Raw genomic sequence first — 18,189 nt, 5'->3', positions numbered from 1 at the left:
CTTTGCTTTTTGTAACCAATAAATATAATAATTTATATGCTTGAAATTATCTAAAATCCAAAATATCTAAATCAATGATTGCAATCACTTGGCAAACAAAATAATCGTTTATACCGCTAATTCGCTAATTTTTATAAAAACATCCAAAATAAATAAACCGCTTGCTATAGAATTACACTAATTAATATCCTTAAATACAAAATTTAGTTTATCTAGAAATAAATTTGCGAATTTGCGGTTCTTTAAAAAACTGATGTGTTTGCCTGATTGAAATCGTATCTTCGCCAAAAATTTACAGCAATGTCTAAACAAGCTCGGGTGCGTTTTGCACCAAGTCCAACTGGACCTTTACATATTGGCGGAGTTCGTACCGCATTATTCAATTATTTGTTTGCCAAAAAAAACAATGGCGTTTTCTTCCTCAGAATTGAAGATACAGACCAAAACCGTTTTGTTCCGGGTGCCGAAGAATATATCATGGAAGCGCTGGAATGGTTAGGAATTGCGCCAGATGAGACTATTGGTAAAAATGAAAAATTTGGTCCATACCGTCAAAGCGAAAGGAAAGATTTGTACCAACAATATGCTGCTGAATTAATCAATTCCGGAAATGCGTATTATGCTTTTGATACAGCTGAAGCTTTGGATGCAGCCCGAAAATTAGAAGAAGAACATGGAAAAACCTTTATATACAATCATACCAACAGAGAAAAACTGGACACGTCGTTAGTTATTTCTGCAGACGAAACTGCAAAAAGAATTGCTGATGGAGAACATTATGTAATCCGTTTTAAAACTCCGGTGAATGAAACGTTTCATTTGCTTGACATTATTCGTGGTGATGTGAAATTTGAAACGAATCTTTTAGACGATAAAGTACTGTTCAAAAGTGACGGTATGCCAACCTATCATTTGGCTAATATTGTGGATGATCATTTAATGGAAACGTCTCACGTAATTCGTGGTGAAGAATGGTTGCCATCAATGCCTTTACACGTTTTATTGTATAGAGCATTTGGTTGGGAAGCTCCGGAATTCGCACATTTACCATTGATTATGAAACCTATTGGAAACGGAAAATTATCCAAACGTGACGGCGATAAAATGGGATTTCCTGTATTTCCATTGGATTGGAAAACCGCAGAAGGCGTTTCATCAGGTTACAGAGAAAAAGGATTTTTCCCGGAAGCCGTAATCAACTTTTTAGCATTATTAGGTTGGAACGACGGAACGGATAAAGAATTATTCTCGCTGGAAGAATTGGTAGAAGCATTTGACTTGAACAGAGTTCATAAATCCGGAGCTAAATTTGATCCTGAAAAAAATAAATGGTTCAATCACCAATATTTAATCAAACAGGAAGATGCAACTTTGGCGAAAGCCTATGCTCCTATTTTGGCTGAAAAAGGATTTTCTGTTGATGAAAGTGTCTTAACAAAAGTTGTTTCTTTAATCAAGGAACGCGCGCATTTTGTTTCTGAATTTTGGGAAATGAGTGATTTCTTTTTTGTAGCTCCAACTGCGTATGATGAAAAAGCAAGCAAAAACTGGAAAGCAGAAACTCCGGCATTGATGCAGGAATTAATTTCTGTTGTACATGAAATCACCGATTTCACTTCTATGAATATCGAAACGATTGTGAAAGAATGGATGACAAAAAATGAAATTGGAATGGGAAAAGTAATGCAACCATTTCGTTTGAGTTTAGTTGGAGCGCTCAAAGGTCCTCACCTATTTGATATTGTTGAAGTAATTGGAAAAGACGAAACGATTACTAGAATTCAAAAAGCAATAGCAACTCTGTAAGCGTACAAGAATATTGTTTAACAGAAAGGCATCTAATTCATAATTTAAGACTTATGAATTAGATGCCTTTCCTTTTATTACACTTAAAATTTATCTATTAAAAAAAGTAATACCAAGTAAATAAACATTTTAATTTGTAAATTGTGAGATAATTTTTAACTAAAAAAAAACATTATGAACATTGCTTTAATTATCCTACTCGTATTCGGGTTTTTCATTTTACTTTCTTCATTTTTTACAGTCAAGCAGCAAACAGCTGTTGTTGTAGAGCGATTTGGAAAATTTTTAAGTATCAGACAATCCGGTTTGCATTTAAAGATTCCATTAATTGACAGAATCGCAGGACGTGTGAATCTAAAAATCCAACAATTAGACGTTATCATTGAAACAAAAACCAAAGACAACGTTTTTGTGAAACTTAAAGTTTCGGTTCAGTTTATGGTTATCAAGGAGACTGTTTATGACGCTTTTTATAAACTGGAATATCCGCACGATCAAATTACTTCTTATGTATTTGATGTTGTTCGTGCCGAAGTTCCGAAACTGAAACTGGATGATGTTTTTGAAAGAAAAGATGATATTGCCATTGCTGTAAAAAGAGAATTGAACGAAGCCATGACTACTTATGGTTACACAATTATCAATACTTTGGTAACGGATATCGATCCGGATATTCAAGTAAAAAATGCGATGAACAGAATAAATGCTGCCGATAGAGAAAAAACAGTAGCTGAATTTGAAGCTGAAGCATCCAGAATTAGAATTGTGGCCAAAGCGGAAGCAGAAGCAGAAAGCAAGCGTTTACAAGGACAAGGTATTGCAAACCAAAGAAGAGAAATTGCAAAAGGATTAGTAGAAAGTGTGGATGTCTTGAACAGAGTTGGAATCAATTCTCAGGAAGCTTCGGCATTGATTGTGGTAACACAACATTATGATACACTGCAAGCTATTGGTGCTGACGCTAATTCGAATCTGATTTTACTACCAAATTCTCCACAAGCTGGAAGTGACATGCTTAATAACATGATTGCTTCATTCAGCGCTTCCAATCAAGTAGGCGAATTAATGAAAAGAAGAAGTGAAAAAGTGAATTCAAGAAGAGAAAACGCTATCGAATTACCCGAAGAACCTGAATCTTCAGATTCAGAAGAATAAAACTTAAATTATAAAAAAAGAGGCTTAAACGCCTCTTTTTCTTTTTGCAAACCAATTTTTTACAAACGGAATTACTTTATTGAGTATAAATGGTGCTGCTGTTGAAACGATTGCTCCATAAGGAATAACGGAACTATACGACCCTATTAAATCGCTTACAATGTTTTGAGGTGTAAAGCTTTCCTTAGTTTTCTTTACTCCAAAAACCAATTTTTGATAACTGATTTCTTTTTCAATCTTTAAAATCTCCAGTTCTCTATCAATTTGAGCGTAAGAAGAATATATTTTTTTTTCCATAATTTAGTCTTTAAAAAATATTTCTGAAAATTTCTCTAATATTGGTCCTTCTACGATTTTATCTTTTATTAAAAATAAGAGACTAGTTATCAATAGGTATATACCTCCAATTATTAAAAATCCCAATGGATAACTATCTAAATACTTACCAATCGCCATTGCTCCTGCTATTGAACAAAACAATAAAACCATACTAAAACACAAAAAAATCAATGCAAACTTCAGAATCATGGTCGTAGATTTCATTGCTACTTTGAAACCCCATAATTTATAATAAGCCACATTGCTCTGGATATACCCTTGTATTTGTTCCTGAATATCCTCCGTATTTTCTTTTAATTCTTCAAAAGCCATAATTTTATTTTAAAATGATTAAATAATCAAAAAAAATTATTTTTGAAATTTAGCGTTCTGTCTTTTTAACTCCGCTAATTTATCTTCTAAAAAAGAAATAACTTCTTCCGTTTTATGACTCATGTTCGAAACTAAATCTTCATAAGAATCTTCCAAGTCAAATTTAGCAGTTGTCAATTTATCATTTAACTGTGAAGATACCGTATCAAACTTATTTTGAAGATCATTTTTAGCATCATCAAAACCATCTTTTAATTTACCTCTGGTTTTTGATCCTTTATCCGGTGCATATAAAATTCCTAATCCAGCCCCAATTGCTACTCCTGCTAAAACAGCTAATAATGTATTCCCTGTATTATTCGACATGATTCCTAATTTTAAAAGTTTGTTTCATAAAGATACGGATTTATTAACAACAAGCCGTTAACAACTCGTTAAAGTGTATTTTTACAGGACACAAAGCAAATAAAAGCGAACTGTTCTACGATTATTTAAATTCTATACTTACTGTCGTTCCTTTTAAAAATCCCTCTTAAAATCAATTTATGGACGTTGTTTTCGATTGAAAAAAAATATTAAAAAAAGTATTTTTATAAGAAATTACAATAATAAGAAAAACTCTCTAAGAAGAGAGCTTTTGATTGATAAAATCTATTTAAAAAAAGAATTTTATATTTTAAGATCATTTAATAATTGCAACACTTTTTCATTTTTCTCGTTCGTTTTTAATTCTGAAAGTTGTGTTCCAAAAAGACTAAAATTACTCAAATCATTTTTCAAATTTTCGATAGCTAAAATTCTAACTGCAGCCATTTGACTTTTTAATGACATCGTGTATAATTTAGTCAAAGCTTCTTCTTCGATATCTTTTACTTGAACTTTATCCGAATGATGTAAAATCAAATTAGAAAACAGCAACGAGTTATTATCATTCTTAATATTTTTTACAATAGTCTGAATAATTAAACTGTAATTATCAATACTTTTTATATTTGCAACAATGCTGTTGAGAATCAAATTCGCGTTGTTTTCGTCCTTTTCTTTTACATATTTATTGATTTCTTTTTGAGTATTCATCAATAAATTTTCTTCTTTTTTGCCTTTTTCTTCCCAAGCATCTTTCAATCCAACAGTTTTATTGAAGACTATTTTACCTTCAGTGGAATCTTTATCAACATTGAAATAACCCAAACGTTGAAACTGAAATTTCTCCCCAGACTGAACCGTTGCCAAACTTGGTTCTACAAATCCTTTTACAATTTGTAACGAATCAGGATTCATAAATTCCAAGAAATTTTTCTCTTTATGACTGTCTGGTGCTTCATCAATAAACAAGCGATCGTACAAACGAACTTCTGCTTCTAAAGCATGTTGTATTGAAACCCAATGCAAGGTTCCAGCCACTTTTCGTTGACTGGCTTCGCTCCCGCTTCCGCTTCTGCTGTCTTCATCATAAGTTACATGAACTTCAGTGATATTCCCTGCAGCATCTTTCACAACACTTTCTCCTTTAATGATATAAGCATTTTTTAGACGTACTTCTCTGCCTAAACTCAATCGGAAAAACTTCGCTGGAGCATCTTCAAGAAAGTCTTCTCTTTCAATAAATAATTCATTTGAAAAAGGAACTTTTCTAAATCCTGCATTTTCATCTTCCTGATTATTTTCGGCTTCCAACCATTCGTCTTTATCCTGCGGATAATTCGTGATTACTAATTTGATCGGATCTAAAACCGCCATAACCCTTGGAGCCGTTTTATTTAAATCTTCGCGCAAGCAAAATTCTAAAAGTGAAAAGTCGATTATATTTTCTCTTTTGGCAACGCCAATTATATCACAAAACTTACGAATAGAATTTGATGTATACCCTCTTCTTCTCAATCCTGAAATCGTTGGCATTCTGGGATCATCCCAACCATTTACTATGTTTTCCTGTACTAATTGCAACAGTTTTCGCTTGCTCATTACCGTGTAATTCAAATTCAAACGTGCAAATTCATATTGATGTGGTCTTACTTTTGAGTCATCATAAATTTGGTCTAAAAACCAATTGTACAATTCTCTATGCATAACAAATTCCAGCGTACAAACAGAATGCGAAATTTGTTCGATATAATCACTTTCTCCATGTGCAAAATCATACATCGGATAAATTTTCCAATCGTTTCCGGTTCTGTGGTGATGACGGTGTAAAACACGATACATTAATGGATCACGCATCAACATATTGGTAGAAGCCATATCAATCTTCGCACGTAAAACGTGGCTTCCTTCTGGGAAATCACCGTTTTTCATTCCTTCAAACAAAGTCAAATTTTCTTCAACCGAACGATTTCTGTAAGGTCCATCCACTCCTGGTTGCGTAGGCGTACCTTTTTGCGCGGCCATCTCTTCTGATGATTGACTGTCAATGTAAGCCTTACCGTTTTTAATCATTTTTACAGCCCAATCGTATAATTGTTGGAAGTAATCCGATGCATATCGTTCTTCGGCCCAACTGAAACCCAACCACTGCAAATCTTCTTTGATTGCATCTACATATTCTTGCTCTTCTTTCGCTGGATTTGTATCATCAAAACGCAAGTTAACCGGCGCATTGTATTTTAAACCCATTCCAAAATTCAAGCAAATTGATTTGGCGTGGCCAATATGCAAATACCCGTTAGGCTCGGGGGGAAAACGAAAACGTAATTTATCCTGGTGAAAACCGTTTGATAAACTGTCTTCAATGATTTGTTCTATAAAATGGAGCGATTTTTCTTCAGTTGACATTTTTTTGTTTTATTTTAGCAAAGATAAAAAAAGTTTGAGGTTAAAAGTTTAATGTTTCCATAGAAACCTATGAAAAGTTAGCAATTCAGCTTTTAACTTTACACTTTAAACAAAAAATAAAATAATGGGAATTATAAAACTTCAAAATATCAGAACCTACTCCTACCACGGTTGCTTAATCGAGGAAGGAAAAATAGGATCAGACTATACGGTAAACTTAGAGGTGAAAACTGATTTCAGAAAATCCAGTATTACGGATAATTTGAAAGATACTGTTGATTACGTGCTCTTGAATCGTATTGTTGTAGAAGAAATGGCGATTCGTTCGGACTTATTAGAACATGTGGCACACCGTATTTTGACGAGAATATTTGAAGAAATTCCTGAAATTTCCAGAATTATTGTTGCTGTTTCTAAACTAAACCCTCCTATTGGCGGTGATGTTGAAGCAGTTACTATTGAAATGGAAGAATACAGAAGTTAGATAAAAATATTTTTTAAAATTTTTAAACTTTAAACTTTTAAACTCTAAACTTTTTGAGTACTTTTGCCGTCCATGCAACTATGGCGTCGTGGCCGAGTGGCTAGGCTGGGCTCTGCAAAAGCTCCTACTCCGGTTCGAATCCGGACGATGCCTCTAAAAGCTTTCTAGAAATAGAAGGCTTTTTTTATGTCAAATTTTTAGGAAAAATCAAATAAAATTATAGTTCGAATCCGTCCCGAAGCTTCGGGAGATGCCTCAAAAAGCTTTCTAGAAATAGAAGGCTTTTTTTTGTCTAATTTTTAATAAAAATTAAATAAAATTATAGTTCGAATCCGTCCCGAAGCTTCGGGAGATGCCTCAAAAAGCTTTCTAGAAATAGAAGGCTTTTTTTTGTCTAATTTTTAATAAAAATTAAATAAAATTATAGTTCGAATCCGTCCCGAAGCTTCGGGAGATGCCTCAAAAAGCTTTCTAGAAATAGAAGGCTTTTTTTTGTCTAATTTTTAATAAAAATTAAATAAAATTATAGTTCCAATCCGTCCCGAAGCTTCGGGAGATGCCTCAAAAAGCTTTCTAGAAATAGAAGGCTTTTTTTTGTCTAATTTTTATTAAAAATTAATTAAAATTATAGTTCCAATCCGTCCCGAAGCTTCGGGAGATGCCTCAAAAAGCTTTCTAGAAATAGAAGGCTTTTTTTTGTCTAATTTTTAATAAAAATTAATTAAAGATAGAGTTCGAATCCGTCCCGAAGCTTCGGGAGATGCCTCAAAAAGCTTTCTAGAAATAGAAGGCTTTTTTTTGTCTAATTTTTAATAAAAATTAATTAAAGATAGAGTTCGAATCCGTCCCGAAGCTTCGGGAGATGCCTCAAAAAGCTTTCTAGAAATAGAAGGCTTTTTTTTGTCTAATTTTTAATAAAAATTAATTAAAGATAGAGTTCGAATCCGTCCCGAAGCTTCGGGAGATGCCTCAAAAAGCTTTCTAGAAATAGAAGGCTTTTTTTTGTCTAATTTTTAATAAAAATTAACACTAGTGTCCACTATAGATTAAAAAAAGTTCTTTGAAATTATTGTAAATCTGTATTTTAAGTCTCATTTTAGAGCGTGACGATTTGAATTGAATTCTTATGTTCGTAAATTAACTTTACGAAAATGAATCACGGCAAATATGTCTTTTCTCAATTGGTTGAATTTCTACCACAACGTGTTTTTGATAGACTTGTAACAAAATATAATGGTAATAAAAGTGTTAAACATTTTACTTGTTGGAATCAACTTTTATGTATGCTTTTTGGTCAATTATCCTCTCGTGAAAGCTTGCGAGATTTGATAACTGTTATCGAAGCACATCAATCAAAATCGTATCATTTAGGATTTGGAAAAAATGTAACTCGAAGCAACTTATCCAAGGCAAATGAAAATCGTAATTATAAAATATTTGAAGACTTTGCCAACCATTTAATATTGATTGCCCAAGAAAAAAACTGCAACGATAGTTTTGAAATAAAAGGTAATATTTATGCTTTTGATTCTTCAACTATTGACTTGTGTTTGAGTGTGTTTTGGTGGGCTCATTTTCGAAAAACCAAAGCAGGAATAAAACTCCACACACTTTTTGATATTAACACACAAATCCCAGTATTTATTCACATCACAGAGGCAAATGTGCACGATGTTAATGCTATGGACATCATCAATTACGAACCTTTTGCTTACTATATTTTTGACCGTGCTTATGTTGATTATTTAAGGCTTTATCAAATCACAAAATCAACTGCTTATTTTGTAGTCAGGGCAAAATCAAATTTAAAATTCAAAAGAATGTATTCTAAAAAAACGGATAAATCTACTGGGGTTATTTATGACCAAACAGGGAAAATAGACGGCTTTTATACTTCAAAAGATTATCCCGAAAAGATTAGAAAAGTGAAGTTCTTTGATGCTGAAAATAATAAAACCATAATCTTTTTGACTAATAATTTTGACTTGTCAGCCGAGCAAATTGCTTTGCTTTACAAACAGCGTTGGCAGATTGAATTATTCTTCAAATGGATTAAACAACATCTGAAAGTTAAGACCTTTTGGGGTACAACAGAAAATGCTGTTCGCATACAAATCAACATCGCAATAATAACTTATTGCTTGGTGTCAATAATTGCAAAAGATTTAAAAATCAATCGTTCCATCTACGAAATTCTACAAATTTTATCAGCATCATTACTTGATAAAACACCTGTAAATGAATTACTTATGAAATCAGATTACAATAATGTCAATGAACTTGATTCTAACCAGCTGGTTTTCAACTTATTTTAAGTGGACACTAGTGAAATATTGTACTGAAAAAAGACGCAAATTATATTTCAGGAACGATACAATATGGGGGGAATTTATCCTCTGGAGCCAATAATTTCAAAGGAGGTTTTTTTATGTCAAATTTTTAGGAAAAATTAAGTAAATATAGGGTTCGAATCCGTCCCGAAGCTTCGGGAGATGCATCTAAAAGAGATACAGAAGTGTGTCTCTTTTTTTATGTCTAATTTTTAGAAAAAATTAATTAAAGATAAGGTTCGAATCCGTCCCAAAGCTTCGGGAGATGCCTCTAAAAGAGATACAGAAATGTGTCTCTTTTTTTATGTCTAATTTTCAGGGAAAATTAAGTGTTAAGTCTTAATTAAACTTAAATTCTTAATGGTTTAAAAACTTAAATGACTTACATGTTTAAAAAAAAAAAGCCTTGATTCTAAATAATTTAGAGTCAAAGCCATTTCTATTTTATAAAAATTAAAAACTAGATTTATTCAATCTTTTCAAAAGCTTTTTTAACCATTTCTTTTTCTTCCGGAAACCAACCCTGTGTGATTAAAACCATCCCAAAAACCATCATTACAATACTGATTCCTTTTTTAATTTTTAGAATATTTACTGGTGTTAGTTTTGTTTTTAATTGCTTAGCCAAAAGTATTTTGAAACAATCTACAACCAAATAAGTTCCAATAACTGCAATAAAAAACGTAATCATTCTTGATGTTTGCATTTCAAGTTTTGGGCCAACAGAAATAATGATTGCCAACCAAAAACCAAGTACACCAACATTTATAATATTTAATAAAAAACCTTTTATGAAAAGGCTTATATAGTTTTTTTTGACAATTTCCTTGTCGATGATATCGGTATTGATTTTCTGTTCTTTTTTTAACTGTATGAAGGAAATTATACCATAAACTAACATTAATACACCTCCAAAAATGAAAAGAGCCGGCTGATCTTTTAAACTTTGAATCAATCGGTAACTGCCTAAATAGGCAACGCCAATGAAAATAATATCTCCTAAAATGACTCCTAAATCAAATACTAAAGCAGCTCTAAATCCTTTTACAATACTTGTTTCCAGTAAAATAAAAAAAACAGGACCAATCATAAAACTCAAGAAAATTCCCCAAGGAATACCAGCTATAATATCGTTTATCATTAAAAATTTAAATTTGTTACCCCTAAAATCTAAACCAAAGTACTAATTTTTTTCTAAAATCGTACCGCCGATGAAAACTTCCTTGTTAATCTGTTTTGGTTTCCCGTAGATAAAAATAGAACCTCCAGCACGAACTTTCGCATCAACTAATGTAGATGCATGGATTTCTGATTTTCCGCCAGCAGCAACGCTTATTGTGGTTTGTGAAGTCTCTAATTCCTTTGCGTTTAGAATACCGCCGGAAGTAATTACAACATCTTGATTTTTCGCTTTCCCGGACAAAGTAACTATTCCGCCTGCATTTGCTTTAATGTTTACTTTGTCAACATCTATTTCTAATTTTATTTCTCCTCCTGATTTTGCATTCAAATCTAAGCTTGTTTGTTTGAAATCTTTTTCGCTTGATACATAACTTCCCTCACTAACTGCAATGCTTTCCAGGTTTATAAAATATAATTTAACAATAATATCATCTCCAGATAATAATTGTGGAAACGGCATCCTGATTTTCAATTCTCCATTTCTATTTACAGTTTCCACTTCATCAGCGCGTGCTCCGGTTACAACAATCTTGTTTTCTGAAGATTCAATTAATTTGACATTGATTTTATCAAAAACTTTAACATCGTCAAAATCTCCTAAGTTTCTGGTTACTTGAGCGTTTGTAATTTGACTTAAAAATACAAAAGCAATAATCACTAATTTTTTCATTTTTTTTATTTTGACGGTTCTTCAATTCTTCTTAAAAAATTAAAATCCAGTTGTTTTTTAACTAAATCGGCATTTTTTACTTTAACGTAAATTTCATCTCCTAATTGTAATAATTTACCAGAAGTTGCGCCGGTTAGTGCATATTGTTTTTCATCAAAAGTGTAATAATCGTCTTTTATATCCCGAATTCTACACATTCCTTCACATTTATTCTCGATGATTTCAACGTAAATTCCCCATTCCGTAACACCAGAAATTACTCCCAAAAATTCTTGGTCCTGATGATCTTGCATGTATTTTACCTGCATGTATTTAATGGAATCACGTTCTGCATTAGTTGCCAAACCTTCCATGGTAGAGGAATGCAAACATTTTGTTTCGTACGTTTCTTCATCAACAGATTTTCCTCCATCAAGGTAATGTTGTAACAATCGATGCACCATGACATCAGGATAACGACGAATTGGCGAGGTAAAATGCGAATAATAATCAAAAGCCAAACCGTAATGTCCTATGTTATCCGTAGAATATTTGGCTTTACTCATACTTCTAATTGCAAGAGTGTCAATTAAATTCTGTTCCTTTTTACCATTAACATCTTCCATTAATTTATTCAAAGCTTGTGAAATAGAACCTTGTTTAAAATCAATTTTATGTCCAAACTTGGCAATAACAGCTTGCATCGCAAAAAGTTTATCCTCGTTAGGCTCATCGTGAATTCTGTAAATAAACGTTTTCTTTTGTTTTCCAATGTACTCCGCTACTTTTTTATTGGCTAAAAGCATGAATTCTTCGATTAGATGATTTGCATCTTTCGAAACTTTAAAATAAACGCCTTGCGGTTCACCCGCTTCGTCTAAATTGAACTTCACCTCTACTTTGTCAAAAGAAATAGCGCCTTCAGCCATTCTTCTTTTTCTAAGAATTTTAGCTAATTCATCCATTTTTAGCGTCGCAGCAACAATTGCTGCTGAAACTTGATACGAACTTCCTGTAATCGAAATTTCTTCCGGAATCACATCGTCTTTGGTTTCTATGATGTACTGCGCTTCCTCGTAAGCAAAACGCTGATCGGAATAAATTACTGTCCTTCCAAACCATTGGTTAACCACTTGCGATGTTTCGGTAATTTCGAATATGGCTGAGAACGTATATTTTTCCTCATTTGGACGTAACGAACACGCAAAATTGGATAATACCTCGGGTAACATTGGCACTACTCTATCCACTAAATAAACGGATGTCGCTCTTTGATACGCTTCATCATCCAGGATTGTTCCTTCCTGAAGATAATGCGAAACATCAGCAATGTGAATTCCAATTTCGTAGTTTCCGTTTTCTAGTTTTTTAAATGACAAAGCATCATCAAAATCCTTCGCATCTTTTGGATCAATGGTAAAAGTCAACGTATCTCGCATGTCACGACGTTTGGCAATTTCCTCTTCTTCAATCGAAGTATCGATTTTTTGTGCAAACGTTTCCACTTCAATAGGAAATTCTGACGGCAAACCGTATTCAGCAAGAATCGCATGGATTTCTGTATCGTGTTCTCCTGGTTTCCCTAGAACTTTAATTACGGAACCAAAAGGACTATCAGCTCTGGCTGGCCAATCTTCTATATGAACCAAAACTACATCGCCCTGCTCCGCCTCGCCTATTTTATCCTTTGGAATAAAAATATCAGTGTACATTTTTGGATTTGCAGTAGAAACAAAAGCAAAATTAGCTTGAATGTCAATAACACCAACAAAATCGGTTTTATGTCTTTCAAGGACTTCAATTACTTCACCTTCCGGTCTTTTTCCTTTTCTACGATTGTAAACATAGACTTTAACAATGTCTTTGTCTAAAGCGCGATTTAAGTTATTTGTAGGAATAAAAACATCTTCTTCCATGTCAGGAGTAACAAAATAAGCAGTTTTGCGTCCTGTCATGTCAATCTTACCTTCGTAATACTCTTTACTTTCAGCTTTCACTAAGTATTTACCCGGTTCTGACTCTATAATTTTATTTTGCGAAGCCAAAATCTTCAAATCTTTGATAATTTGATTTCTGCTTTCGGTATCATCAAGCTCTAGCTTTGCTCCTATTTGTTTGTAGTTGAATGCTTTATTAGCACTTTGCGATAATATTTTTATAATTTTTTCAGAGAAATCTTTCCCTTTTTTTATCGGCTTTCTTAATCTTTTACTCATAAATCTGTTCTTAAAAGTCTAAAATTACAAAATAGTAAACTGTTTTCAGTACAGAGTACACAGTTTTAAAGAAAATATAACTTTACAGAATAGTTGTATCTTTATAAAAAGTATCAAAAAATGGAAGAATTTCAAACAATTGCAATTTTTAATTATTCGCATGAAATTGTAGTTATAAAGCATTTGCTGGAGCAGGAAGAGATTAATTATTTTTTTGAAAATGAAACATTGGTTTCTATTGATCCGTTTGGAAGTTTTGCTTACGGTGGAATTAAACTCAAAATTCATTTCAACGATTTTGAAAAAGTTCAGGAATTATTAGACAACCTAAACAATAATTTGAAAATTGTTTGAAACTGAAATCAATCTAAAATCAATTTTTTGACTTTGACTTTTTTGAAAGTTGTCAACATATATTAATATAATAAAAAAGAAAAATTAAATTTAAATTATTTTTTGGTTGTTATTATTGCTTGTTAATAGTTGCAATAAATTTATTTTAAAATGTATTGAAATCAAGTTTAAAGATGTTATCGGGAGTTATCAACATACTTATTTTAGGATAAAGTATTAGTTTTAAAGTATTTTTAGATTTTAATTAACAATGGTTGATAACAGAAAAACTATTGGTTTTGTAAATAACTCACATCACCGTTTTTTGTTGATAACCTACTTTTTAATATTAATAACTATTCTAAAAATTCCCCTAACTAAATTAGGATTTAAAAACTGGGTTTTGGATTACATATTTTTTCGATACAACCAAAAAATAGTTCTTATTTTCTATCCAAAGTTATGAACAGTTTGTGTTAATTTAAAGTTAACTGAATATCAAGCAATTGCGTTATGCTATTAACAATGTAAATTTTTAACATTTTTAATATAAAAATTTCATTGATTTACAGCTATTTATACATTTAAAAGAATTGTTGATAACCGCTAAATAAATCATAATCTGATAGTTACAATATGAATTCTTGCATGTAGTTTTGATGATGCATTTGAATTGAAATTATCAAATAAAGAAGCCTTAATTAATTCATCATAATAGATTACTTTAATTAAATTTGCAGCACACAACTTAATACATATAATATGAAAATCTCCATAGGAAACGATCACGCAGGACCGGATTACAAAAAAGCAATCGTTGAAATGCTTAAAGCAAAAGGACATGAAGTAACGAATTATGGAACTGACTCAGCAGAAAGCGTAGATTATCCAGATTTTGGTCGCCCTGTTGCAACAGATGTTGCTGAAGGGAAAGCTGATTTTGGAATTGTTATTTGCGGAAGCGGAAACGGAATTTCAATGACGGTTAATAAACAATCTAAAGTTCGTGCTGCTTTATGCTGGATGAAAGAAATTGCAGTTTTGGCCCGTCAGCATAACGATGCGAACATTATTAGTATTCCTGCGCGCTTTACTTCGATTCCACAAGCAGTAGAAATGGTAGAAGCATTTTTAAACACTGAATTTGAAGGTGGAAGACACCAAAATAGAGTAGATAAAATTTCTTGTTAGAACTCTATTATTCCAAAATAAAAAAGTACAAAAAGGATTAAAATTTGGATTACTATAATTCCGTAAAACCTCAAAAGGAAGCTTTCTTTTGAGGTTTTATGTCTAAAGAAAAGCATGGCTAACCCGGAACCAATTGTTCCGCCCAGAATACTTGTAAACAATAAATTACGTTCTGAAATTCTCCATTTTTGCTGTATGGCGAGCCATTTGTCTAGTCCTATTATTGAAAAAGCAACTAAATTAATAAGCGGAAAATACCAGAATAAAAAAGACATAAATAAGGAGTTTTGACTCAAAGATACTATTTTAGCAATATGATTTTATAATCTTAAATTTAAAATGACTAACATACAATTCATAGCTAAGTCTGTTCAAACTGCAGCTATAAACATTCAAAATACCGTTCAATTATTACAAGAGGATTGTACCATTCCATTTATTTCACGCTATCGAAAAGATAAAACGGGTAATCTTGATGAAGTTTTTATTGAACAAATTGCAAAATTTCAAAAGGAATATGAAGTGATTGTAAAACGCAAAGAAGCGATTTTAAAATCGATTCTGGAACAAAATGCACTTAGCCCAGAATTAGAGAAAAAAATCCAACAGAGTTACGATTTACAGGAATTAGAAGATTTTTATCTGCCATTCAAAAAGAAGAAAAAAACTAAAGCCGATACTGCCCGAGAAAACGGATTGGAGCCATTAGCCAAAATTATTATGGCGCAAAATAGTGATGATGTCGATTTTATTTCAACAAAATATTTGAACGAAAATGTCATCAATGAAGATGCAGCGTTGCAAGGAGCAAGAGATATTATTGCCGAATGGATTAATGAAAATATTTATGTTCGAAAGCAACTCCGACGATTGTACGAACGCAAAGCCAGCATAACTACTAAAGTCGTTAAAACAAAAAAAGACTACGAAGCGGCGCAGAAATTCAATCAATATTTTGATTGGTCAGAACCGTTGACTAAAGCACCTTCGCACAGATTATTAGCGATGCTTCGCGCCGAAAATGAAGGTTTTATCAAGTTTAAAGTAGAGGTTGATATTGATGAAGCGTATGATATTATTGATGCGTTAGTTTTAAAAAGTCAAAATAAAACTATGTCGCACGTACAATTAGCCATCGAAGATTCGTATAAACGATTACTGAATCCAGCCATTTCAAACGAAGCTTTGCAAGAAGCTAAAGCCAAGGCTGATGCCAATTCTATTCAGGTTTTTGCAAATAATTTAGGGCAATTATTATTAGCTCCGCCTTTAGGTGAAAAACGAATTCTGGCCATTGATCCAGGATTTAGAAGCGGATGTAAAATTGTATGCTTAGATGAAAAAGGAGATTTGTTGTATAACGAAACCATTTATCCGCATGCACCTCAAAAAGAGGAAGCGATGGCGATGAAAAAAATTCGTTCGATGGTCAATTCGTATAAAATTGATGCGATTTCAATAGGAAACGGAACGGCTTCGAGAGAAACCGAATTCTTTATCAAGAAAATCGCTTTTGATAAACCGGTTCAGGTTTTTATAGTTTCTGAAGCGGGAGCATCTGTGTATTCGGCTTCGAAAATTGCCAGAGACGAATTTCCTAATTATGACGTTACGGTTCGAGGTTCGGTTTCTATCGGAAGACGATTGAGTGATCCATTGGCGGAATTGGTAAAAATTGACCCGAAAGCCATTGGCGTAGGCCAATACCAACATGATGTAGATCAAACTAAACTCAAAGAAGAATTAGACAATACGGTGATTCGTTGCGTGAATTCAGTTGGAATAAATATCAACACGGCGAGTAAACATTTGTTGAGTTATGTGAGTGGAATAGGTGAGAAGCTAGCTGAAAATATTGTGAATTATCGTTCGGAAAACGGTCCTTTTACAGATCGTAAACAACTCAAAAAAGTATCTCGTTTAGGTGAAAAAGCGTATCAGCAAGGCGTTGCTTTTATCCGAATTTCAAATGCAAAAAATCCGTTAGATAATTCAGCGGTTCATCCGGAGGCCTATGGAATTGTGGAAAAAATGGCAAAAGATTTGAAATTGACGGTGAATGATTTAATCGCCAATAAAGAAAAAACAGCCTTAATCAAACCAGAAAATTACATTACACCAGATATAGGATTATTGGGATTGAAAGACATCATCAAAGAACTCGAAAAACCAGGATTAGATCCAAGAAAATCAGCTAAAGTATTTGAATTTGACCCAAATGTAAAAACTATTAAAGATGTAAAAACAGGAATGGTTTTACCAGGAATTGTCAATAACATTACCAATTTTGGTTGTTTTGTGGATATCGGAGTCAAGGAAAGTGGCTTAGTTCACATTTCGCAACTAAAAGCGGGTTTTGTAAGTGATGTGAATGAAGTGGTAAAATTACACCAACACGTTCAGGTAAAAGTAACGGAAGTGGATGAAGATAGAAAGAGAATTCAGTTGACGATGGTTATTTAAACCATAAAAAAAGGCTTTTCAAATTATGAAAAGCCTTTTTTTTATTTTATTTCTTCTTCTTTTTTATCAGCGGGCTGGCCGTCTTTAGCAGCATTTTTGAATTCTTTGATTCCGCTTCCTAAACCTTTCATCAATTCCGGGATTTTTTTACCACCAAAAAGTAATAAAACAATCGCTAATATAACAAGGATTTCTGTAACACCTAATCTTCCCATGATTGAATAATTTATTGCCGAAGCAAATTAGTAATAAAACTGCAGACAAAGGTATATAGAATTAGTTAACCGAAAATCATTTTGATGCATTTATTTGGTTTCAACGGCGTTAAAAATTTATTAAAACTTAATTTAGGTTTGTAATAATCAAGGAAAACAAGGAAATACAAGCAACGACAATAATTGTTATATTTGTTCAATAATCAATTTATATGTCCAAGAAAAGACAAAAACGAAAAAAAATTAAAGAAAAACTATTCAATAAACGACGTTTAATCATACTAAACGAAGATACATTTGAAGAAACTTTTTCATTAAAGCTTACTTTAATGAACGTTTTTGTTGTAGCGACCTCAGGAGCAATAATTATCACATTTGTTACCACTTTTATTATTGCTTTCACCCCATTACGAGAATTTATACCAGGCTATTCTTCATCAAAATTAAAGCGAGATGCTATGGAACTGGCTTTAAAATCAGACTCTTTGTCAAAAGCTTTGAAAAGAAATGAAGCGTACATCAAATCCATTCAGAAAGTGTTGACGGGAGAATTAGAATATGCAAAATTCAATAAAGACTCGATACTGGAAGCAGCAGATGAAATTAGTACAGCAGTTGATTTGTCGCCATCCAAACAAGAACTGGAATTGCGGGAACAGGTAGCAAAAGAAGAGAAAAATTCGCTTTCTAAAAAATCAAAAAAAGAGTAAAAAAATAATTTTTTATCTTTTAAAGAACAAAA

Annotated in this window: 17 protein-coding genes and 1 tRNA gene; 9 read left to right on the top strand and 9 right to left on the bottom strand. The window is 32.5% G+C overall.

Annotation, left to right across the window (positions count from 1 at the left end; translation table 11 throughout):
• Window positions 1-300 precede the first annotated feature (300 nt).
• Together gltX and AC0J6S_RS04680 are read left to right on the top strand one after the other, a co-directional pair.
• A complete protein-coding gene (gltX, locus tag AC0J6S_RS04685) occupies window positions 301-1,806 on the top strand; it encodes a glutamate--tRNA ligase (RefSeq protein WP_474955656.1) in 1,506 nt (501 codons plus the stop codon).
• A gap of 174 nt (window positions 1,807-1,980) precedes the next feature.
• Window positions 1,981-2,961 (top strand): SPFH domain-containing protein, encoded by a 981-nt coding sequence (locus AC0J6S_RS04680; RefSeq protein ID WP_474955655.1) that lies wholly within the window; start codon window positions 1,981-1,983, stop codon window positions 2,959-2,961.
• A gap of 24 nt (window positions 2,962-2,985) precedes the next feature.
• Here the strand turns inward: AC0J6S_RS04680 and AC0J6S_RS04675 are convergent, their stop codons facing one another.
• From AC0J6S_RS04675 to AC0J6S_RS04660, 4 genes are all read right to left on the bottom strand, one after another.
• Window positions 2,986-3,258 (bottom strand): DUF6327 family protein, encoded by a 273-nt coding sequence (locus AC0J6S_RS04675; RefSeq protein ID WP_474955654.1) that lies wholly within the window; start codon window positions 3,256-3,258, stop codon window positions 2,986-2,988.
• Between the two features lie 3 nt (window positions 3,259-3,261).
• Window positions 3,262-3,612, bottom strand: coding sequence for a competence protein (locus AC0J6S_RS04670; RefSeq protein ID WP_474955653.1), 351 nt, complete (start codon window positions 3,610-3,612; stop codon window positions 3,262-3,264).
• A gap of 36 nt (window positions 3,613-3,648) precedes the next feature.
• Entirely contained in the window at window positions 3,649-3,978 is a 330-nt protein-coding gene (locus tag AC0J6S_RS04665; protein ID WP_113664703.1) for a YtxH domain-containing protein, read from the bottom strand.
• A 303-nt stretch (window positions 3,979-4,281) separates the two neighbouring features.
• Window positions 4,282-6,384 (bottom strand): glutamine--tRNA ligase/YqeY domain fusion protein, encoded by a 2,103-nt coding sequence (locus tag AC0J6S_RS04660; RefSeq protein WP_474955652.1) that lies wholly within the window; start codon window positions 6,382-6,384, stop codon window positions 4,282-4,284.
• Between the two features lie 124 nt (window positions 6,385-6,508).
• On the opposite strand from AC0J6S_RS04660, the gene folB reads away from it, so the two are divergent.
• The 3 genes from folB to AC0J6S_RS04645 all read left to right on the top strand — a co-directional run bounded on the left by folB (window position 6,509) and on the right by AC0J6S_RS04645 (window position 9,183).
• Complete coding sequence (folB, locus tag AC0J6S_RS04655) at window positions 6,509-6,868, top strand: dihydroneopterin aldolase (protein ID WP_131907958.1); 360 nt, start codon at window positions 6,509-6,511, stop codon at window positions 6,866-6,868.
• An 82-nt stretch (window positions 6,869-6,950) separates the two neighbouring features.
• Window positions 6,951-7,021 (top strand) — tRNA-Cys (locus AC0J6S_RS04650).
• Between the two features lie 998 nt (window positions 7,022-8,019).
• On the top strand, window positions 8,020-9,183 hold the full coding sequence (locus tag AC0J6S_RS04645) for an IS4 family transposase (RefSeq protein WP_474953884.1): 1,164 nt from the start codon (window positions 8,020-8,022) through the stop codon (window positions 9,181-9,183).
• 481 nt (window positions 9,184-9,664) lie between these two features.
• On the opposite strand, the gene AC0J6S_RS04640 is transcribed toward AC0J6S_RS04645, so the two are convergent.
• Genes AC0J6S_RS04640 through rnr form a run of 3 tightly spaced genes read right to left on the bottom strand, consistent with a single transcriptional unit; the run spans window position 9,665 to window position 13,245 of the window.
• Entirely contained in the window at window positions 9,665-10,339 is a 675-nt protein-coding gene (locus AC0J6S_RS04640) for a LysE family translocator (protein ID WP_474955651.1), read from the bottom strand.
• 42 nt (window positions 10,340-10,381) lie between these two features.
• Window positions 10,382-11,050: a head GIN domain-containing protein gene (locus AC0J6S_RS04635; protein WP_474955650.1), complete on the bottom strand. Its 669-nt coding sequence runs from the start codon at window positions 11,048-11,050 to the stop codon at window positions 10,382-10,384.
• Window positions 11,051-11,055: 5 nt separating this feature from the next.
• Window positions 11,056-13,245, bottom strand: a complete 2,190-nt coding sequence (gene rnr, locus AC0J6S_RS04630) for a ribonuclease R (protein ID WP_474955649.1) — start codon at window positions 13,243-13,245, stop codon at window positions 11,056-11,058.
• Window positions 13,246-13,365: 120 nt separating this feature from the next.
• Here rnr and AC0J6S_RS04625 point away from each other — a divergent pair, with 120 nt between their 5' ends.
• Both AC0J6S_RS04625 and rpiB read left to right on the top strand, forming a co-directional pair.
• The gene (locus AC0J6S_RS04625) at window positions 13,366-13,599 is read left to right on the top strand and encodes a hypothetical protein (protein ID WP_091166467.1); all 234 of its coding nucleotides are present in this window, start codon (window positions 13,366-13,368) and stop codon (window positions 13,597-13,599) included.
• 741 nt (window positions 13,600-14,340) lie between these two features.
• On the top strand, window positions 14,341-14,769 hold the full coding sequence (rpiB, locus tag AC0J6S_RS04620; protein ID WP_474955648.1) for a ribose 5-phosphate isomerase B: 429 nt from the start codon (window positions 14,341-14,343) through the stop codon (window positions 14,767-14,769).
• Here rpiB and AC0J6S_RS04615 read toward each other — a convergent pair.
• Complete coding sequence (locus AC0J6S_RS04615; RefSeq protein ID WP_474955647.1) at window positions 14,766-15,044, bottom strand: DUF1294 domain-containing protein; 279 nt, start codon at window positions 15,042-15,044, stop codon at window positions 14,766-14,768. The two genes, rpiB and AC0J6S_RS04615, sit on opposite strands and share 4 nt — an antisense overlap.
• Window positions 15,045-15,108: 64 nt before the next feature.
• Between AC0J6S_RS04615 and AC0J6S_RS04610 the strand changes: the two genes are divergently transcribed.
• Window positions 15,109-17,232 (top strand): Tex family protein, encoded by a 2,124-nt coding sequence (locus AC0J6S_RS04610; protein WP_474955646.1) that lies wholly within the window; start codon window positions 15,109-15,111, stop codon window positions 17,230-17,232.
• 41 nt (window positions 17,233-17,273) lie between these two features.
• On the opposite strand, the gene tatA is transcribed toward AC0J6S_RS04610, so the two are convergent.
• Window positions 17,274-17,447 (bottom strand): twin-arginine translocase TatA/TatE family subunit, encoded by a 174-nt coding sequence (tatA, locus tag AC0J6S_RS04605; RefSeq protein ID WP_113636086.1) that lies wholly within the window; start codon window positions 17,445-17,447, stop codon window positions 17,274-17,276.
• Window positions 17,448-17,659: 212 nt separating this feature from the next.
• Here tatA and AC0J6S_RS04600 point away from each other — a divergent pair, with 212 nt between their 5' ends.
• Window positions 17,660-18,157, top strand: a complete 498-nt coding sequence (locus AC0J6S_RS04600) for a peptidase (protein ID WP_474955645.1) — start codon at window positions 17,660-17,662, stop codon at window positions 18,155-18,157.
• The last annotated feature ends 32 nt before the right edge of the window (window positions 18,158-18,189 follow it).

Source organism: Flavobacterium sp. TS_SC_5, assembly GCF_056156265.1.
This window is presented reverse-complemented; position numbering and strand designations above follow the sequence as displayed.

What these genes read in the sequence shown, in the direction of transcription:
- AC0J6S_RS04625 (WP_091166467.1), top strand. Translation starts at nt 13,366, where the DNA reads ATGGAAGAATTTCAAACAATTGCAATTTTTAATTATTCGCATGAAATT.
- rnr (WP_474955649.1), bottom strand. Translation starts at nt 13,245, where the DNA reads ATGAGTAAAAGATTAAGAAAGCCGATAAAAAAAGGGAAAGATTTCTCT.
- AC0J6S_RS04610 (WP_474955646.1), top strand. Translation starts at nt 15,109, where the DNA reads ATGACTAACATACAATTCATAGCTAAGTCTGTTCAAACTGCAGCTATA.
- AC0J6S_RS04660 (WP_474955652.1), bottom strand. Translation starts at nt 6,384, where the DNA reads ATGTCAACTGAAGAAAAATCGCTCCATTTTATAGAACAAATCATTGAA.
- AC0J6S_RS04645 (WP_474953884.1), top strand. Translation starts at nt 8,020, where the DNA reads ATGAATCACGGCAAATATGTCTTTTCTCAATTGGTTGAATTTCTACCA.
- AC0J6S_RS04665 (WP_113664703.1), bottom strand. Translation starts at nt 3,978, where the DNA reads ATGTCGAATAATACAGGGAATACATTATTAGCTGTTTTAGCAGGAGTA.
- AC0J6S_RS04615 (WP_474955647.1), bottom strand. Translation starts at nt 15,044, where the DNA reads ATGTCTTTTTTATTCTGGTATTTTCCGCTTATTAATTTAGTTGCTTTT.
- folB (WP_131907958.1), top strand. Translation starts at nt 6,509, where the DNA reads ATGGGAATTATAAAACTTCAAAATATCAGAACCTACTCCTACCACGGT.
- gltX (WP_474955656.1), top strand. Translation starts at nt 301, where the DNA reads ATGTCTAAACAAGCTCGGGTGCGTTTTGCACCAAGTCCAACTGGACCT.
- AC0J6S_RS04675 (WP_474955654.1), bottom strand. Translation starts at nt 3,258, where the DNA reads ATGGAAAAAAAAATATATTCTTCTTACGCTCAAATTGATAGAGAACTG.
- AC0J6S_RS04635 (WP_474955650.1), bottom strand. Translation starts at nt 11,050, where the DNA reads ATGAAAAAATTAGTGATTATTGCTTTTGTATTTTTAAGTCAAATTACA.
- rpiB (WP_474955648.1), top strand. Translation starts at nt 14,341, where the DNA reads ATGAAAATCTCCATAGGAAACGATCACGCAGGACCGGATTACAAAAAA.
- AC0J6S_RS04680 (WP_474955655.1), top strand. Translation starts at nt 1,981, where the DNA reads ATGAACATTGCTTTAATTATCCTACTCGTATTCGGGTTTTTCATTTTA.
- tatA (WP_113636086.1), bottom strand. Translation starts at nt 17,447, where the DNA reads ATGGGAAGATTAGGTGTTACAGAAATCCTTGTTATATTAGCGATTGTT.
- AC0J6S_RS04670 (WP_474955653.1), bottom strand. Translation starts at nt 3,612, where the DNA reads ATGGCTTTTGAAGAATTAAAAGAAAATACGGAGGATATTCAGGAACAA.
- AC0J6S_RS04600 (WP_474955645.1), top strand. Translation starts at nt 17,660, where the DNA reads ATGTCCAAGAAAAGACAAAAACGAAAAAAAATTAAAGAAAAACTATTC.
- AC0J6S_RS04640 (WP_474955651.1), bottom strand. Translation starts at nt 10,339, where the DNA reads ATGATAAACGATATTATAGCTGGTATTCCTTGGGGAATTTTCTTGAGT.